General features: G+C 30.6%; 14 protein-coding genes and 1 pseudogene. 7 read left to right on the top strand and 8 right to left on the bottom strand.

The annotated features are described in order from the left end of the window. Positions 1-7: 7 nt before the first annotated feature. Genes J5E45_RS05710 through J5E45_RS05700 form a run of 3 tightly spaced genes read right to left on the bottom strand, consistent with a single transcriptional unit; the run spans position 8 to position 2,363 of the window. Positions 8-1,141: an ABC transporter substrate-binding protein gene (locus J5E45_RS05710; protein ID WP_039067904.1), complete on the bottom strand. Its 1,134-nt coding sequence runs from the start codon at positions 1,139-1,141 to the stop codon at positions 8-10. Further along, positions 1,138-1,743 carry a hypothetical protein gene (locus J5E45_RS05705; RefSeq protein ID WP_208181781.1) on the bottom strand — a complete coding sequence of 202 codons (606 nt, stop codon included), beginning with the start codon at positions 1,741-1,743 and terminating at the stop codon, positions 1,138-1,140. Before J5E45_RS05705 ends, J5E45_RS05710 begins: the two co-directional genes overlap by 4 nt. After that, positions 1,740-2,363 (bottom strand): hypothetical protein, encoded by a 624-nt coding sequence (locus J5E45_RS05700; RefSeq protein ID WP_039067902.1) that lies wholly within the window; start codon positions 2,361-2,363, stop codon positions 1,740-1,742. The genes J5E45_RS05705 and J5E45_RS05700 overlap by 4 nt, the downstream gene beginning before the upstream one ends. A 153-nt stretch (positions 2,364-2,516) precedes the next feature. On the opposite strand from J5E45_RS05700, the gene J5E45_RS05695 reads away from it, so the two are divergent. The 4 genes from J5E45_RS05695 (at position 2,517) to J5E45_RS14535 (ending at position 5,231) form a co-directional block, all read left to right on the top strand. Further along, positions 2,517-3,149: a hypothetical protein gene (locus J5E45_RS05695; protein ID WP_069793296.1), complete on the top strand. Its 633-nt coding sequence runs from the start codon at positions 2,517-2,519 to the stop codon at positions 3,147-3,149. After that, positions 3,142-3,744, top strand: a complete 603-nt coding sequence (locus J5E45_RS05690; protein WP_208181780.1) for a hypothetical protein — start codon at positions 3,142-3,144, stop codon at positions 3,742-3,744. The genes J5E45_RS05695 and J5E45_RS05690 overlap by 8 nt, the downstream gene beginning before the upstream one ends. A 767-nt stretch (positions 3,745-4,511) precedes the next feature. Beyond that, positions 4,512-4,772 (top strand): hypothetical protein, encoded by a 261-nt coding sequence (locus tag J5E45_RS05685; protein ID WP_208181779.1) that lies wholly within the window; start codon positions 4,512-4,514, stop codon positions 4,770-4,772. Positions 4,773-4,829: 57 nt separating this feature from the next. Beyond that, positions 4,830-5,231, top strand: coding sequence for a TRM11 family methyltransferase (locus J5E45_RS14535; RefSeq protein WP_346335256.1), 402 nt, complete (start codon positions 4,830-4,832; stop codon positions 5,229-5,231). Positions 5,232-5,287: 56 nt separating this feature from the next. On the opposite strand, the gene J5E45_RS05675 is transcribed toward J5E45_RS14535, so the two are convergent. Then, positions 5,288-6,562, bottom strand: coding sequence for a condensation domain-containing protein (locus J5E45_RS05675; RefSeq protein ID WP_208181778.1), 1,275 nt, complete (start codon positions 6,560-6,562; stop codon positions 5,288-5,290). Positions 6,563-7,374: 812 nt separating this feature from the next. On the opposite strand from J5E45_RS05675, the gene J5E45_RS05670 reads away from it, so the two are divergent. Beyond that, positions 7,375-11,703 carry a non-ribosomal peptide synthetase gene (locus J5E45_RS05670; protein WP_208181777.1) on the top strand — a complete coding sequence of 1,443 codons (4,329 nt, stop codon included), beginning with the start codon at positions 7,375-7,377 and terminating at the stop codon, positions 11,701-11,703. Positions 11,704-11,759: 56 nt separating this feature from the next. On the opposite strand, the gene J5E45_RS05665 is transcribed toward J5E45_RS05670, so the two are convergent. The 3 genes and pseudogenes from J5E45_RS05665 to J5E45_RS05655 all read right to left on the bottom strand — a co-directional run bounded on the left by J5E45_RS05665 (position 11,760) and on the right by J5E45_RS05655 (position 16,076). Beyond that, on the bottom strand, positions 11,760-12,578 hold the full coding sequence (locus J5E45_RS05665; RefSeq protein WP_039067894.1) for an oxidoreductase: 819 nt from the start codon (positions 12,576-12,578) through the stop codon (positions 11,760-11,762). 844 nt (positions 12,579-13,422) lie between these two features. Further along, on the bottom strand, positions 13,423-13,968 hold the full coding sequence (locus J5E45_RS05660) for a DUF1541 domain-containing protein (RefSeq protein WP_208181776.1): 546 nt from the start codon (positions 13,966-13,968) through the stop codon (positions 13,423-13,425). Between the two features lie 17 nt (positions 13,969-13,985). Continuing rightward, positions 13,986-16,076: pseudogene (locus J5E45_RS05655) on the bottom strand (heavy metal translocating P-type ATPase). 240 nt (positions 16,077-16,316) lie between these two features. Here J5E45_RS05655 and J5E45_RS14440 point away from each other — a divergent pair. Continuing rightward, positions 16,317-16,442: a hypothetical protein gene (locus tag J5E45_RS14440; protein ID WP_272873969.1), complete on the top strand. Its 126-nt coding sequence runs from the start codon at positions 16,317-16,319 to the stop codon at positions 16,440-16,442. 41 nt (positions 16,443-16,483) lie between these two features. Beyond that, positions 16,484-16,960, top strand: a complete 477-nt coding sequence (locus J5E45_RS05650; protein ID WP_237282798.1) for an SDR family NAD(P)-dependent oxidoreductase — start codon at positions 16,484-16,486, stop codon at positions 16,958-16,960. Positions 16,961-18,340: 1,380 nt separating this feature from the next. Here J5E45_RS05650 and J5E45_RS05645 read toward each other — a convergent pair. After that, positions 18,341-19,120, bottom strand: a complete 780-nt coding sequence (locus J5E45_RS05645; RefSeq protein ID WP_208181775.1) for a sugar phosphate isomerase/epimerase family protein — start codon at positions 19,118-19,120, stop codon at positions 18,341-18,343.

The raw sequence follows: 19,120 nt of genomic DNA, 5'->3' as shown, positions 1-19,120 counted from the left end.
TAACTCCTTAATACTTCGCAGCATCAGAAGAAGGATGTAAAATAGACTCAACATCTCTGTCTGATAATTTATAGTCGTAAAAATCTTGGTAATATGATTTTATTTCATCTTTCATATCATATTTGAATTTATCTGGGTGATTATGTTGTGCCATCCATTTAAGCATTAACGGCGCATCCCCGTTTGGTGGGAACCAACGATAGATACCTAAAGGCACCTTATAGACCGCTTTGTCTTTAACTGCTTTGACTTGACTCCAATCTTGACCAGACACTTTGTTTTTCAATAAATCGTTAGGCTGGGTCTCAGTGAAATTCGTAATATAGATTTTATCTGGATCCCATTTATAAATTTGTTCCATATTAACTTCTTTTTGACCATCAACCCCATCATCACCGACAACATCGATACCACCAGTTGCTTCTATCCATTTTTCACTAAAGAAATTACCGCCACCAACGACGATAGAATTGTCTGTGTGTTGATGTAAGAATAGAACTTTGGGTTTGTCTGATTTTTTCGTGTCTTGTAGCCCATCATCAATCATTTTTTGAGATTTTTCTCCCTCTTTCATAAATTTCTCAGTTCTATCACTCGTCTTACCACCTTTAATATCTGAAGTGACTTTTAACCAGCTGTTAAACGTAGCTAAAGGATCAGCGTCTTCTACCTTGATTGTCTGCAACCCCATTGTTGGTATGCCACTCTCCGCAACTTTATCTAAGGTTTTCTGTTCCGTAGCATTTTCAAAGTAGACATCTGGGTTTATTTTAGACAGTTCTTCTATATTCACATCGCCATTTTTCACAAACTCTGTAGACGCTTTTTTTATATCTGGCGATATTTTAGAAAGTATAGAATTTTCTGCAGCGTTATACGCATTAGGATGTATGCCTTTAATTTCTTTTGTAGAGTTCGTCCCTACAAACCAAGTAGAAAAGTATGGCAAGATACCTCCTACTACAATACTGTCTGGATCTTTTTTAATTTTCACTTCTCTATTTGTTTGGTCTTTCACTATTTTTTCTTCTTTTGTTAATTCTTTATCTTCTGAATTCGTAGCTGTCGTATTTGAATTACATGCTGTAAGTAATGTAGCTGATAATACAATCCCAGTTAGGATACTATATTTTTTCTTCATTGATTATCTCCTCTTCTTAGCCATTGTCCTAAACCATGTAAAAATGGCTTAGCTTGATTAATAAATCCAAGTCCAATATGAAACATTGGATCCAAAGACGTTACGATTAACTCGCCATTGAAATTGACATCATCAATATAAAAAATAGACCGTCCTTCTGGTGTATTTAATAATGATTTCGCGCCATTTGGTGGAGCGAACGTGCCGTGATAATGCCACTTCATATCATCCACTTTCAAATATTCATATAAACTATGCGTTTGATAATCAGGGTTTAACGGGAGGTCGCCGTTGGGTCGAACCCACCAACTGAAATTCACTTCAGAATCTTCCCAATGTATGTGAGGAAACCATTGATCCAATACTTCTCCAAAAATCACTAGCCGCTTACCTTGTTTTAAAAAATTTAAAAATAATTGTCTATGTTGTTTCAGTAATTGAATATCTAGCCGACACGATAATAAAATTGTGTCATAGCAACTTAAATCGTGTGATCTTAATGTTCTAATATGTATTACGTCATTATATAAATACTTAAATTCCTGTTCTTCTAAAAATCTATTTTGGTATGGTGTCCCATTAATAATCAAAGCTATATTCAATGTTGATAATCCTCCCTAATTCTCGATGCTTCTGTACGTATGGCATTTAACATCTGTAGCCCCACTTGATTTGAAGTGTTGTCTTCGTATGTATAGATACGATACATATCGGTGCCAGCACCTGCATATATCGTTCCTTTATGTGTTCGGTCTACATAAACAATAGGTTGTTGTTCTTGATCCGTTATTAACACTTTTGCTTGCTCAGGAACTGTTTCAAAATAACCTCTTGAAAAGAAACCCCGCACGCCTCGTCTATATTCCAAATCTTTTACTTTAATATTCTCAAAAAGCCCATTATCCGTTGCTTTCACTTCTAAAGCTCGATCTTTTAACGAGATGGAAGACCTTTTCCAATTCGATACACAATTCAACCAAGGTAAAGATTTTTCCACTAATGTGAAAATCACTCCGCCTTGGTTTATATAGTCATGTAATATGTCGTCTTGTGCCAATAAATAAGGCTCATCGATATGGTTTGAAATAATCACGCCATCAAATATATTTAAATTGGTGTTTGGCAAGTCGTATACATTTAAAAACACGAGCCCTCTTAGACGATCTAATTCTGTAAGTCTCGAAAATTGGATGTCTATTGCTAAATATGCGATTTTATTCATTTTTCTACTTCCCTTGCTAAATTTTATATTTATGCGTATTTTATAATATATAAACTATTTTAACGATAATGATTATCAATTTCAATTTAAAAAATTAATCATCATCAAAAATGTTATTTCAAAAAAGAAACTAATTATAAAAGGATGTTTTTAATGACTTATTTAATTGGTCACATCGACCCTGAGCATGCATTTGGTATTAATAAAGAAAATGATATAGACAAAGAAATAACTGTAGAGTATATACCTCAATATGAATTTCACAAATTAGATATTTTTAAATTTGATGCAATTATTATTCCAAATTTCGTAGATCAAGAATATTTATATTGTCATAAGCGTTTGATTGATGACTATTTGAACGCTAAAAAAGTCATTGTCTTTTTTGGGCACTTATTTAGACCATTTTTGCCGAAAATTGCTTTATTTATGCCGGAACATATTAATCATTTCAGTGATTATTCGCTATATCCAAACAGTGATTCCTCTATCTATGCCAATGTCGATACTAACGACATGACATTTAATAAAGGTGTAGCTGGTTTCTTTGCAAGAGGCCATTACCAAACGCAACCTGAACATGAAATACACTTAACATTTCGTAACGGACATGTTGTGACCTATGTAGATAGAACTTCAACAAAAGGTACACTCTTTATACACGCGGGGCGTTCACTTTTAGGATACACAGCGCAAAATAAAACAACTGATTATATTTCTAATCAATTTACAACTTGGTTAAAACAAGAAATCATATCATTACAAGGAGGCAAAGTTAATGAATAAAATAGGGGTTATATATTCTGGAAATGAGTCACATTATCGTACATTCCACGAACCTAAGTTTCATCAATTTATAGACCAATTAATTTACCATCCAGATTTTTTAGAAGCAGACATTAGTATGCTAGATATATTAATCGTGCCTTCACAGTTAAACCAGCCTTTATTATTAAAAAGTGTCGATAAAATTCATGATTTCGCACAATCTGGAGGTACTGTTGTCGCATTTGGACCACAACCCAACGATTGGCTGCCAAATCAAAATTGGGAATTTAGACCTACAAACTTTTGGTGGTGGTTAGAAGAGAATGCTGATAGTGGTTTGCTTTTATCAGCACCGAATCATTCATTATTCGCACGTTACCTTACGCTAAATGATTGCACATGGCATCAACATGGCGTGTTTTGGCCACCAGAAGATGCTGAAATATTAATTGCCTCAAAAAATGGCGGTGCTGTAATGTACGAACAAAACTCCGAGCAATATGGTCATTGGATTATTACAACGCTAGATCCGGATTATCATTTTGGCTCATATTTCATGCCAGCTACAGAACAATTTTTAAAAGGCTTTTTTCCTTACTTAGCATATGAATAAATTGTTATAATATATTAAATATTTATTATTTGGTTGTTTTAATTTTTCTAACTAACTCACTATGACTTATTAATTTTAGAAGGTTGTAAAATATCTACCATTATATATAAATAAACCTTAGGCGAACTATCACCTAAGGTTTATTTATGTTCTGAGCCACTTACAGTACTCGTAAGTGGCTTTGTTGTTCTAAAATTTTATACTTTCTTGCTATTTTTTAGATTTATAGCCTTACAATATTTCACTTCATTTGTTTGGAGCATTTTCAAACTTTAACCATAATATAATTTTAAAAAGTTCTGCAGTTGGGCGAATTGCAGATTGCGCTAAAGGTGCTATGGAATAGTCGATTTTTATTACTTTCATATCAGAAAATATTATATACAGATTGTCGAGTAATCTAACCCCTATTTTGCTAATTTTACATTAAAAGAAGGGACGGATTTCTAACTTACTATTTTAACAAGTTAAACTCCAAATATATGAACAATTATTTTGCAACTGTATTAACAGGTTTAGAATAAGTACTTCTTGAAGAGATAAATACAAAGCTATCAGCTACTCAGATAAAAAAGCTAGAGAAAGGGAAAGTATTTTTTAGTTCTAATTTAAATATAGATTATTTAAAGACTCTAAAATTAGCTGATAATTTATATCAAGTTATTACACATTTCAAAGTTAGTAAACAAAGATCTAGCCTACAACGCTTACAAAAATATGTGTATGATTGATACTTAAAACCTTTTTTAAGAAAAGGGGCTTTTTATGTGAATGTTAGTCGATCCGGTTCACATAACTATACTCGATTTGAGGTTGCTAACAAAACCATGGAAGGAATAAAGAAAAGGTATCCACATAGAAAGATAGGCACATCTAAAAATCATGATATAGAGTTTAGATTAGACATAATTGACGATAATGCGCTTTTTTCAATAAGATTAACAGATGCAATCTATCGTTTCAGACAAAAGCAGCGAAGTTTTAATAAAGCTGCGCTATTACCAACAGTAGCACACGCTATGGTATGACTTTCAGACCCGCAAGCTGAAAATGTCTTTCTCGACCCATGTTGTGGGGCTGGAACAATATTAGCAGAAAGACTAGCTTATCCCTTTACTTATATAGGTGGAGGAGATATTGATTCGGAAGCTATTGACGTAGCTCAAGATAATCTTATAGATTCCCCTGCAGAAGTGAACCAGTGGGATACTTGTAAATTAACCTTTGCTAATACATCTATTCCGAAGGTTGTAACAAACATCCCTTTCGGGAGACAAATCTCCTTTGGTTCTGAAACAAATAAAATAAATTCAGAAATACTGACTGAAATATATAGAGTTTTATCATACGAAGGCACTGTAGTTATTTTATCAGAAGGATGGAATAATATTGTATCATTAGCAAATACTTTAGATTTTTCTTTGCAGAAAAAATACAGTTTAAGTCTTAAAGGATTACATCCAACAATATACGTTTTCAAGAAATGAAATAATAAATCTTAAGAATGATTAACCATTAAATATAATTTTACTTAATGTATTTCTTAAATGACATCAACCTCTATGTCTTTTAAGCATGCGTCGTGATTATTATGAAATTGACTTAAAATTTTCATTAAGCTATGGTGTATGTGTTCAACGGCTGAAGCACTTAAATACCGCGTGTTAAAATCATAATCGATATGCAATGTGTTTTTATTATTTCTATCACTAAGATGTATATTTAATGTATTGAAAACAGTTTCTTTATTTATTAACCATTCATCATTAAAACCTGCTTTTGTGATTTCACTATCATACTTCACACTTTGATACGAAATTATCCAATCAACTAAGGCTAATGGATTGTTATCTTTCATTTCTTCTACTAATAAATGACTAGGAAATTTTCTGTGCTTTAGTAGACTGAAATTCTCTTTTTTAACTAAATTTATAAACGTTTCAACAGATTGTTCTGGATTTATTTCAACAATTAATGGTAAAGCGTTGGTAAACAAACCACAAATTGATTTTTCAATTTCACTACTTCTATTATGTAACATTAAACCTACTGAGTTTTTATTTCTACTCGATAATTTACTGATGTATAAGTGTACTAAAGACATAAACAATGTACTAATACTAATTGAAAAATCACTACATATTTTATGAAGTAGATTAAATTCATATTCATTGAGATGATATGAATTTCTTAATGACGTATAACCTGCACTTTTTAATATCGGTAAATAACTAACAATTTCATAATTGTATAATTTATTAGTCCAATAGTTTTTATCAATTTCAAAACGTTTCGATGCTACATACTGTTGTTCATTTTCCACTGCACTTATATAAGAATATGAATTATCCTCCATATTCTGACCAATAAGTGTTTTAGCTATATAATTAACTGTATGAGTTATGCTCCAAACATCCGTAATGGTGTGATGATGTAAGAAGAAAATAGAATGGTTCCCATCAGGTTTTTTCACGATTTTAAACTCGTATAAATCTTGATTAAAACCAAATATGCATTTATTTTTTTGTCCATTAATCCAATTTTCAAATTGCTTAGCGTCTTGAAATTCTACTAATGGGAAGTATTGGAATTCAAATTTTTCTATATATTGTTTTGGGCTTTCCTGCTCAGTAGTTATATGAATTCTATATGCATCAAAATTTTCAACAAGATTATTTAACGCATTATTTATAGCATCATAAGAGTAAAAATTGTCAGCATGTAATAAAAAGGAAAGACTGTAACGGCTTGTATTACGATAAGTTAATTCACCCATTACATAATTCATTTGTGCAGATGTTAGGTTTTTAGTAAACATTCAATGTCGCTCCTATCATAAATTATTTTGATATTAGTCTTTTTAAAATCTAAGTATATAATTTAAATGGTAATATTGAATAAAAACAGATAATCATTTAAAGCCCTTACTTCATAGTGTCTTCCTTGTGCAGATTATTTAAGCTTTTCCTAATAATATCCCTCCTATTATAAATATAAGACTATCATATCACCCATAATATTTCTTTAAAAATATAAACTTTATTTTTTTTGTTTTAATTAAACATTTATTGTTTTTCATATACAATAATATAAAGAATAATATTTAATTCGCATCTAAACCTAACACTACTTACTATAAAATTCATTTCATCTTCGCTATATCTATTAAAAAGTACTGGTAACCTCCCCGCATAATATACATATGCTTCCATCAATGTAATAAGTCGTTTTGATAATGTTTTTGCTTTTGTAACTAATACTTTTTTATTTTACCCAGAAGCAAGAAGTTCATTTGCTATATTAATCCCTTAAGGAAATCTTGCGCAAATAGCATTAATACCAATCACCCATACACTTTTCAAACCAATTTTGCTTGTATAAATGAGCTTATAATCTGGTTTTATCAAAGGTTTAATCCTTTTGATGACCTTCTAACTTATATTATCATTTAGAGATTTCGAACATAGATAATTTTATTTTGAGTTGTTTAACCACCATTTTGCAAAAAATTTATTATGTTTATATATTTTCATTTATTATTTCTTTATTACTAATCAAAACAAAATGTTAAACATTAAATTTCTTTGGAAATATGTTAACCTTAGAATATAAATTGTTGGAGGTTTAATTATGGAAAAAGTTCCTTTATCAGATGCACAAATCGAAATTATTCAGTTACAAGAATATTACGAAAATACTAGTATCAATAATATAGCGGGAATTGTTAACATTAAAAATAAAGTGACGATATCGGAAATTGAAAAAGCATTAAATAATTTAATAAAAAATCACGATAGTTATAGAATTAAAATTAAAAAAGAAAATTCAGAATATGAACAATATATTAGTGAACATAAAGATAAAAATTTTAATGTTGTTGATTTTACCAATGATCAAGTAGAATATCGTCATTGGATAGATGAACAAGTGAGCAAAAACATATTTTCCATAAATAATGACTTGTTTGAATTTACAATAATAAAGTTACCAGAAGGAAAAACTGGGATATTATTATTACAACATCATGTTATCTCAGATGGATGGAGTATGACGATAGCAGTGAATACAATTTGTAACTACTTAATTGATGGCACTAAAACAGAAACATTGGAACCTTCATATTTTGATCATGTTAGAGAAGAATTAAAATATAAAAATTCGGAAAGATTTAAAAAAGATAAACAATTTTGGATAGAAAAATTAGAAAATTTAGAAGATAACGAATTATTTAAAAAAAACGCAACAAACTGTGCTCAAGGAGACAGGCAAAGTTTTAATTTAACTGATGCATATACAGTTAAATTACTGACATTTTGTGAAAAAAATAATATAAGTATTAGCAACTTATTTACTACTGCCATGATTATTTTAAAATATAAAAAGACTTTAGCAGAAAAAATTTCAGTTGGCTCAATAATGCATAACAGAAATAAAAAAATGGAAAAAGAACTCACTGGCGCTTTCTCAAGAACCTTGCCTATTATAGTAGATGTTTCTAGTAATAATTCTATTTCTGATTTACTAACCAAAACAAAATACGAAAGTTTTAATTTACTAAAGCATAGAAAATATCCTTATAGAAAGATTATAGAAGATAACGGGAGTAAATCTGGAATATTAGACTGTATGGTCTCTTTTCAAAACAAGCAATATGATTCGAAAATTATAGAAAATGGTTATTCAGACGAATGGCTAGATAATGGCTCAAACAATACTTCGTTAGCTATAAGTATAAGTAATAGAAATAGGGATAACTCTTTAGCTATAGATTATGATTATCAAGTTGCTGTTGTGAATGAGAAAGAAATTGCAGATTTACATAATTTTATGTTGAAAATTATAGAAACAGCAATAGAAAATCCAAATAAGCAAATTAAAGACATAGAGATAATTAGTGAAGATGAGAAAAGAACTATATTAAACGAATTTAACAACACAGAGATGAATTTAAACAACACACAAACCTTTGTGGAACGCTTTGAAAATCAAGTAGCGCAAACACCTAATCAAACGGCGGTTACTTACGAAGGTGATAGTCTCAGTTATAGTGAGTTAAATGTTAAAGCGAACCAACTCGCGCATCAATTACGACATAAAGGCGTAAAAGCGAACCATCTTGTAGGTATAATGACAAATCGACATTTAGAAATGATAATTGGTATTTACGGCATTTTAAAAGCAGGCGGGGCCTATGTACCAATTGACCCAAATTATCCAAGTGAACGTATCAACTATATTTTAACGGATAGTAACGCCTATACATTATTAACGGATAGTGTTTTAGATACTTCCATTGAATTTAATCAAACGGTTATAAATTTAAAAGAGGATATAAATACATCTATACAACCTACCGACAATTTATCATATACTACAAATATGTCTGATTTAATGTGTATTATTTATACTTCTGGTACAACAGGCAAGCCCAAAGGTGTTAAGATACCCTATAAAAGTGTAATGAATAACCTTAATAGGAGAATTAATCGATTTGATATAAGTAGTAATGATAACATTTTATTCAAAATGCCATTTACATTTGATCCATCAATATGGGAATTATTTGGATGGGCCATAGTGGGTGCACAAGCAACACTTTTACCTTCCGGTGAAGAAGGCAACCCAGAAATAATTACTTCGTTAATCCAAATGTCTAAGGTAACAATGGCTGTCTTTGTACCCTCGATGTTTATTCCTTTTATCGATTACATCAAGTCGACGAAGCAAGCGCACTTGCTTTCTAGCTTAAATCACGTTTTAGTTGGCGGTGAAGCAGTGACACCAAAATTAGTGAATCAATTTAATGAATGGATTGGTAAAAAAAACAACACACAATTAACCAATGTCTATGGCCCCACTGAAACTACGATTGATGTCACAAATTTTGATTTTGAAAATAATATTATTTATGACGCTGTGCCAATTGGACAACCTATTGCAAATACGCAAGCTTATATTATGAACGAAGATAATAATCTCATGGGTATTGGTGTGCCAGGAGAACTTTGTATTGGTGGCGTAGGTGTAACTGATGGTTATTTAAACCGCCCTCAATTAACAAAAGAAAGGTTTATTGATAATCCCTTTGGTAAAGGGAAATTATATCGTACAGGTGACTTAGCGAAGTGGAATGTCGACGGCAATATTAGCTACTTAGGTCGTATAGATGAGCAAGTTAAAATCCGTGGTTATCGTATTGAACTAGGAGAAATTGAAAATACTTTACGTCGAATTGACCAAGTTTCAGACGTTACAGTTGTTGCTAAACCAATGGGAGGCGAAGAATTAGCTATTTGTGCGTATTTACTCTCAGACGAAAAAATAGCGTTTGATGATATCAAAACGAAGTTAAGTGAAAAATTACCGACCTATATGATTCCGTCTTACATGACACAAATAGACAAATTACCCGTAACGCCCAATGGTAAATTGGATAAAAAGCAATTACCTGAAATAAAAGTTGAAAGTAAAACTTATATTGAGCCAAGTAATAAAATGGAAAACATAGTTGCGGAGGCATTTGAATCAATATTAAATATGAATCGTGTAAGTGTACAGGACAATTTTTTTGAAATTGGTGGAGATTCGATTAAAGCCATCAAATTAACATCATTGTTATCAAGATCATACAATATATCTATTAAAGATATATTTGAATTAAAAACAGTTAGATGTATTAGTAAAGCATTACTTGAACGTGGAGATACGAATACCATAGAAAAATTGAATACACTTAAACACATTAATAGGGAACAAAAAACTCATTTTCATAGCGAGTTTATGAATGCTATCAACGATTATAAAGAGAAAAGTACTGAAAATTATAAAAACATCGATAAAAATACAATTAAATTAGATAAGCAAGTGCTACTAACAGGTGCGACAGGTTACTTTGGTATCCATGTATTAAAAGATTTACTTGCCCGTACAGATTTCACTATTTATATCATGGTAAGAAATAGTGAAGAATTAAGTGGCGAAATGAAACTAAAGGAAAATTGGTTATATTATTTTGATTCTCCACTAAAACCAAAATATGAAAAGCGCATTCATTTTGTGGAAGGAAATATTGAAATGGAACGTTTAGGTTTTGACAATGATACTTATGAACACCTAACGAATAATGTAGATATTATTATTAATGCTGCTGCAAACGTAAATCATTTTGCAACCGAAAATTCATCATATAAAACAAACGTTAACGCAATTAATAATTTAGCCAAATTTGCTAAAGAAAATAAGCCTAAAGAAATTCATCATATGTCAACGAAAAGTGTTGCTTCAGGTAACATCGAAAATAAGAAGTTTGTTATTTTCTCAGAAGATGATATTGATATTGGTCAGAAACCAAACAATGTTTATATGGATGGTAAAATAGAAGCTGAAAAATTGCTCGTTGCTTACCGTGATGAAGGTATTCAAACAAATATTTATAGATTAGGTAATCTACAATGCGATTCTGAAACAGGTATTTTCCAGAAGAATGAAGAAAACAATGCTTTTTACAATGTCATCAAATCATTCAAGAAATTACAAAAATATCCGAAATTGGATAATTTAGACTTTACGCCAGTAAACAAAGCCGCACAAGCATGTAATAAATTGATATTGAATAATCAGTTACAAAATGAAATTTATCATGTTTATAATACACATTTCTTACCATTTAAAAAGTTAATGTCAATTTATAACGAAAATGGTAATTATATTGAAGATGTTCATTGGAATGATTTTATGGATTACTTAATAGAATGTATTGAATTAGATATGTTAAATGATGAGGTCAACACTTTTTTACTACACACAGGTATTTTAGACAATACATTATTTAACAAATCACATTTTGAAACACTAGACTACAAAACTAACTTTATACTCGAAAAATTAGATTTTCAATGGAGACCAATAACCTCAAACTTATTAACTAAAATGGTTAGCCACACTAAAAATAATTTCTAAAAAATAAGGTAGCAAATATATTTTGCTACCTTATTTCATCATTTTTTTCACTAAATTTATTTAGATATTTGTTTTTTTAAAGTCCAATTAAATAATTTGATTGGTAATATCGCATGTAAAATGATAAGTGGTTTAGCAATGAATCCTGTGACATATTTCGCTTGTACATGACGCTTTTCAATGGACTTAATAATAACTTTTGCTACTACAGATGGATGTGAGAGTATGTTGAGAGATTGCTGTTTAATCATTGATTGTGCCATTTTTAAAGCTTTTTCTTCATAGTGGCCCCCTTTTGCAACTGATTTAAGATTTTGAGCTGCAATCGTTCCCCACTCCGTTTTTATACCACCTGGTTCAATAATAATAACGTCTATACCGAAATCAGAAAGCTCTAGCCGTAAACTTTCACTATATCCTTCTAATGCATATTTAGATGCATGATACCAAGTTCCAAAATAGTTAGGTATACGTCCCCCAATAGACGAGATATTAATAATTTTTCCTGCTTTTTGTTCACGCATAGAAGGTATAACAGCTCTTGTTAATTCTGATAAACCAAACAAATTCACTTCAAATTGTCTTTTTGCCTCTTCAATAGAAACATCTTCAACAGCACCATAGGATCCATACCCAGCATTATTTATTAAAATATCTATATGTCCCTCTCGGATTAAGATATGATTAACAACTTCATGAATTGCATTATAATCTGTTATATCTAATTGAATTATGTTAACATTATACGCTAATAAAGCTTGCATGTTTTTTATATTTCTTGAAACAGCATAAACGCGATAGTCTTTTTTTGCTAACATTTTAGCTGTTTCAAAACCAATTCCACTACTTGCGCCCGTAATTAAAGCAACTGTCATCTAAATCACCTTTTCTTTAAAGTATGAAACAAGCATATCACCTATAATATTTTTTTAAAAATTATAAAATTTATATTTTTTAATTAAAGATATACTTAATGATTAGCATAATAGGTTGTTACAAGAACCTAAATGAACATTTTTTGTAAAAAGCCTTGTTTACGCATTTTTAATCAATTAAATTTAGTTAATTGTTTCTCAACCAACTTATCTAATTCAATAAAAAATCATCTATTTTTTGTTGCTTTAAATAATTGAGCGCTAATAGTTCGACAGAATTCGTATTTTTTAATATATAATTAACTATTAAACAAGCTTTTGACTCATAAATTTTTAATTTACGTTTTAAAATATTATCATTAGTATTTCTGTTTTCATATGCGTATTTTGCAGCAGAAGTATTCTCATAGTTCATTTTAAATAGTTTGTTAGCTTGATGAATATAGACATTCACCTTATACCTTGATTTTCTAAAAAATGTTTTAATAAACACCTTTGGAGATAATGTTACTTCTTAGTTACCATAAATCCTCCTAATATACACTAGCTTTAGTTTTATTTATGATACGCTTCTGCTTATCAGTTGATGCTGCGGTTTTTCTAGATATGTAACTCAAGCTATTAAAGTTATAATCAGTTTTTCAATAAAATTGTTATTCTGTTAAGACTTCCTATAATTTAAATATTCATAAAAAATATTCTCCTTTACAATATTAAGTTATTTAAACTATTGATTAAGGAGAATATATAATTTTTATATAAAGAATATTGGGTTAGTTTTAAAATAACAGTAATCCCTACTAATATTTTATCTCTAACCATTTCACCTTCAAGAATTAAACTATTAACGTGCTTTCAATTCATTTTCGGTCAGCCATTTATGATTTTTGACAGTTTTTCCATTATCTTTAGATTTGTAATCAACCATATAAACAGGGGTCTCTTTCACATCATCTATATCCGCTGTCGCACCTTTCATGCCAGGCATATGATCTGCTTCTAATTTAACAGTATCATCCTTGTTAAACCCATTTTTTGGGGCATCTTTAATTTCTTCATTTACAACCCATTTATGATTGTTTACTTTTTTATCTTCATTTGTAGGTTTATAAGTTACAACATAGGCATATGTTTTATAAGCGTCTTTTACTGTGGCTTCTGCATCCTTCATTCCAGGCATATGCCCAGCTGTAATAGTCACTTTATCACCTGGTTTAAACTTACCTTGGTCAGTTGATGTCATATCTTCAGGAGCCTTACTTTCATCATTATGTTTCATATGGCTCTCACTCTTTTGGTCTTTAGTGTCTTCATTTTTTCCATCACTATTTGAACATGCAGATAACGCTAACATTGAGCCTAATATAATAAAAATTAATTTTTTAATCATAGTAACGCTCCTATCTTTTATTTTAATTTCAGTGTAAAGGCATTAATTGCAACGATAATCGTACTTAGTGACATTAAAATGGCACCTACTGCAGGTGATAAAATCAAGCCGATAAATGCCAAAACACCAGCAGCTAAAGGTACAGCAACAATATTGTATCCTGCTCCCCACCATAAGTTTTGAACCATTTTTCTCATGGTATTATTTGAAAGGGTCAAGAAATGGATAATATCTGATGGATTACTTTTAACAAGAATTATATCACCTGAATCGACTGCAACATCTGTGCCTGCACCAATTGCTATACCAATGTCGGCTCTTATAAGACTCGGCGCGTCGTTGATACCGTCACCAACCATCATTACTTTTTTACCGTTACTTTGATAATCTTGTATAATACTTTCTTTATCTTCTGGCATTAGTTGTGCATGTACATCACTAATACCTAATTCTTTTGCAACAGCATTCGCTACTTCATTATTGTCACCAGTAAGCATAACTGGTGTAATATTTCTTGATAATAAATCAGCTACCATTTGTTTTGAACTTTCTTTAATTTGGTCTCCTTGAGCGATAATGCCAATGACTTGTTGCTCGTCAATTAAATAACTGATTGAATTACCTTGTTGAGCTAATTCAACAAACAAGTCGTTATCATATTCAAATTTATATTTATCTAGATAAGAGATATTGGTTATTTTATATTTTTTACTATCAATGCTACCTTCTAATCCTATACCTGAAATGTTATTAACTTCTTGCGGGCTAGCATATGAAATATTTTTACTTTTCGCAAAATCCACAATACCTGTGGCTAATGGATGATTAGATTGGCTTTCTAATGACGCAAAAAGACTTAATATTGTATCATTGCTTAAGTCATCTTTAAAGCTTTCATAATAATTAACTGAAAAATTACCTTCAGTTAAAGTGCCTGTTTTATCCATCATTACATAATCAATATATTGAGCTGTTTCTACAGACTCTCTATTTTTAATAATTAAACCATTATGTGCACCGATTGAAGTAGAACGTGCAGTAACTAAAGGTATCGCCAAGCCTAAAGCATGTGGACAAGCAATGACTAATACAGTTACGAGTCGTTCTAGTGCAAAGTCAACATCATTTTGAATAAGCATCCATACGATAAAAGAAATTACGCCCACACTTATGGCAAAGTAGAATAAATAACCCGCTACTTTATCTGATAACAATTCAGCTCTAGATTTATCATTTTGCGCTTGATGAACTAGCCCCATAACTTGAGAAAGATAGCCGTCTTCTCCTACAGCTGTAACCTTCATTTGTATCGTTCCGGACCCATTAATAGAACCGCCGATGACGATGTCATTTTGATTTTTTTGTATTTTTTTAGATTCCCCTGTGACTAATGATTCATCTATTGATGTTTGACCGTGAACAATCATACCATCTGTTGGAATGCTTTCTCCAGCTTTCACTTCTACGATATCATCGATCATGATATCTGATATTTTAACTTCTTCACGTTCGTTATTGTCCATGACTTAAATGGCACTATTAGGTAAGAGTTCTGCCATTTTCTTCAAAGCATCCCCAGCATTTCCTACAGCATTCATTTCTATCCAATGACCTAATAACATGATTAAAATTAATGTAGCTAATTCCCAGAAAAAGTCCATTGTATGGCCTGGCGTACTACTAATGTTATTCATGTAAAAAGCATACAAGCTATAAATGTAAGCTACCGAAATACCTAAAGCAACTAAGGTCATCATACCCGGTTTTTTCGCAACAATTTCATCTTTTCCACCAGATAAGAATGGTTTACCACCATAAAAGAATAAAATTGTACCAAGTATTAAGACGACCCATTCAGAGCCCGGAAATGTGAATTGAAAGGGTAATTTAACCCCCATCATTGGTGATAAAATAATTATAGGTATTGCAAAAATGAGTGAGACAAAAAATTTAACTTTAAAATTGCCATGATGGTGATGTTCGTGCCCATTATGATGACTATACGCTTCATGGTGATCATGATGTTCATGTGCTTCATGATGCATTTGATTAGAATGATTCATGTGATTTTCATGATTAAGATTATGTTCTTCTCCATTATTTCTCAAATTAAGTCCCCCTATTTACGAAAATATTATAGTAATTATGGTTATAATATAACACATACCCCGCCTAGGTATAAACGCTTTTGTTTTTAACTGATATTACACAGTCAAGTGATGTGCTGTTATTTACAATAACCCAAAATATATAACAAGGAAATTAGAGTAAAACTAAAAAGAATTGGATTAGGAATTACAAAATCTTATGCTAAAGAAGGTGCTAAGCTATCTCTTAATATTTATAGAATGGATTCAGAAGAAATTGATTCACTCATCAATGAACTTAAAAATATTAATAATACAAAAGTTATTGTTACAAAAGGCGATACCACAGATGAAAATACAGAAAAAGAACTTATTGTAAAACTATAGCTACATTTGGCAAAATCGTTATTCTAGTTAACAATGCTGGAATGGTATGCGAAAGCCCAGTCCAAGATATGACTTCGGAAATGTGGAATAAGATGATAAATATTGATTTGAGCAGCGCCTTCTTAACAACAAGAAGCGTTGCGCCACATATGATTTCCCGAAAATCAGGAAGAATTATTAATATCACATACCAAACCGCACAGATAGGTACGCTTAATATGAGTCATTATGCCGCAGCCAAAGCAGTTGTTATTGGGTTTGCAAAGTCTATAGCGCTTGAACTCGGACAATATGGTATTACGGCTAACTGTGTTGCCCCTAGTCCAACTGAAGCAGAGCTGTTTGATTCAGTATCGGGAAACTTCAAAAATAATAAAAAGGCAGATTTAGCCCTTCCACACTTCGCAAAAGTAGAAGAAGTTGCTGCATCTGCAGTATTTTTAGCTGCTGACCCAGATGGAAATGCTTATACTGGTCAAACACTCGGACCAAACAGCGAGAATGTCATGTTCTCATAAATTCATTGATAAATTAAAACAAGTTCCTATTCAACAAAAGGGCGCGTTCGTCTAAGATTATATCAGTCTAATTTGTCGTTTATACGATGAATTAGGACTTATACATTTTAGTGAAAAATACCGCCATTAAATTATGATTTTCAAAAAGAAAATAGTTAGTTACTACAATAAATATAAATGTAAAGATGGTTACAAATATACTGTTTTAGGAGTTTGATGTATTTTTAAGGCGAGTTCAAAAATTGTATTGTGATAAACCCATTTTCTCTGTTTATAATAAAATTACATTTATTAAAACTTCTATTTCAAACTTCTCAATTTATTTTTCTGTTACTTCAACCTGTATAAACACCGTGCTCGCAATCTCTTTACTTTATATCTATATGCTTTACATTTAGCTGGTATACATATACCACACTCATGTTGTTCTGCTACATTCACTATATATATCTTTCTATAATTTCACTTGTGTCACAATATTAGTGGCCGATTTCATTAACCAACTCTTTCAATCCCAAATATAAGCTTCTCACTGCTATTGATTTATGTTATATCCTTAGCACGAGATATAATCTACCTTTAATATAATGATATTTTAATTGATTTATATTTTGTTCTCTTAATACTACACAAAAATTATAAAACGAGTGACCTTAATAAACTTAAATAGGATTGTCCAGTGTTATACTATAAATTATCGTAATTTCATTCCACATTCTGTTTACTTTAAATATTGTTTTCAATTAATTAACATCATCACTTGCACAATGTAAACTTAAAAACCGCATCACTTATGATATGCTTCTGCTTGTTAATAGTATTGCTTAAAAAACGTTTCTCATGAAACATTTTAGATTATAGAATTTAATAAAGCTGTTATTACTATACTGTCGGCTATTAGTTATATATTAAGTTATAATGCTCTATTTGGAATATAAAAATATGATATACATATGCGCCCTCCGATAATTTATCATTCAGGGATATGTCTTTTATCACTTTGCAACAAAACTAATATTCACATACTTTATTGTAGGACATAGACAAAACACATTTATTTAATATTATTTCATTTTCCTCAACTTTTAACCTTTGTTTGTAATTGAATTAAAAACACATTTTAAAACAAAATATATTTTTATTTAAAATCATCAAATTGATTAGGTATGTATTGTTTATGTTAAAAAGATTAATTTCTATTTATATCATTACAAAAAATCTTAAGTTAGTAATTATTATTAGCTATTTTTAAACAAATGATGTCTTCAGCCATTTAAAATGATTAATATAGTATCGCAATAATAATATAAGTCGGAGTGTAGCTTAAATTACTACAATCCGACTTCTCACTATGATGGACAGTTTTCAACTTTATCCTTGTTATTCTGTTTTCATTTTTCTTAATACATAGTCTATATCATGTTGAATTTGCTGTGGTTGTCCTCCGATATCATAATTGTATTCCAATGTTAGATGGGCATTGGGTGTATACTTATGGTATGTCTCAAAGAAGTGTTCCATATTTAATGTGCCATCGTGTAATAAATTATGATCGTCATGCTTACCGTCATTATTGTGTAAATGATAGAATTTAATTTTGTCTTGAAGTTGCTGTATCACATAATCTAAATTCCACCCATTTGCATTTGCGTGTCCAATATCAATCAATACGTTGTTCGCGCGTTCTTTACAGAAATTGATAAACTCTGATTCTGTTAATAATTTGTTTTGCTTGGTATCTACGCCCACATTTTCCACTAAAATATTAACACCTTTGGTTTTAGCTTCTTGTGTAATATGATCTAAATTAAATTTTGTTTGGGCAATCATTTGTTGCTTATCGTCAATCGCTATGTTATTTACATGATAGACGATATCTTTTATTCCTAAGTCTACACAATGTTCAATGGCTAATCGAATTTGTTCTAAGCTATATAAATCTTCTTCCCTTGGTCGTGAGTGTTCTACATCAAATATTTGTTCATGATAGGTTAAGTATCGATTTGTATCTTTACCTAAAGCAAGTAATTCTTTCATATAAGCTTTATCTTGGTTATTCGCAAAAAGTTCTATTCCTAAATCTGGGTTGTCCTCTAAGAGACCATAAATAGGCGTTAATCCACTTCTTATATATGCATTGGTACTTAAAATGAGTGCCAT

Source organism: Staphylococcus shinii, assembly GCF_017583065.1.
Classification (GTDB): domain Bacteria; phylum Bacillota; class Bacilli; order Staphylococcales; family Staphylococcaceae; genus Staphylococcus; species Staphylococcus shinii.
Note: the sequence above shows the minus strand (reverse complement) of the source record. Positions and strands in the feature narration are given on the sequence as shown.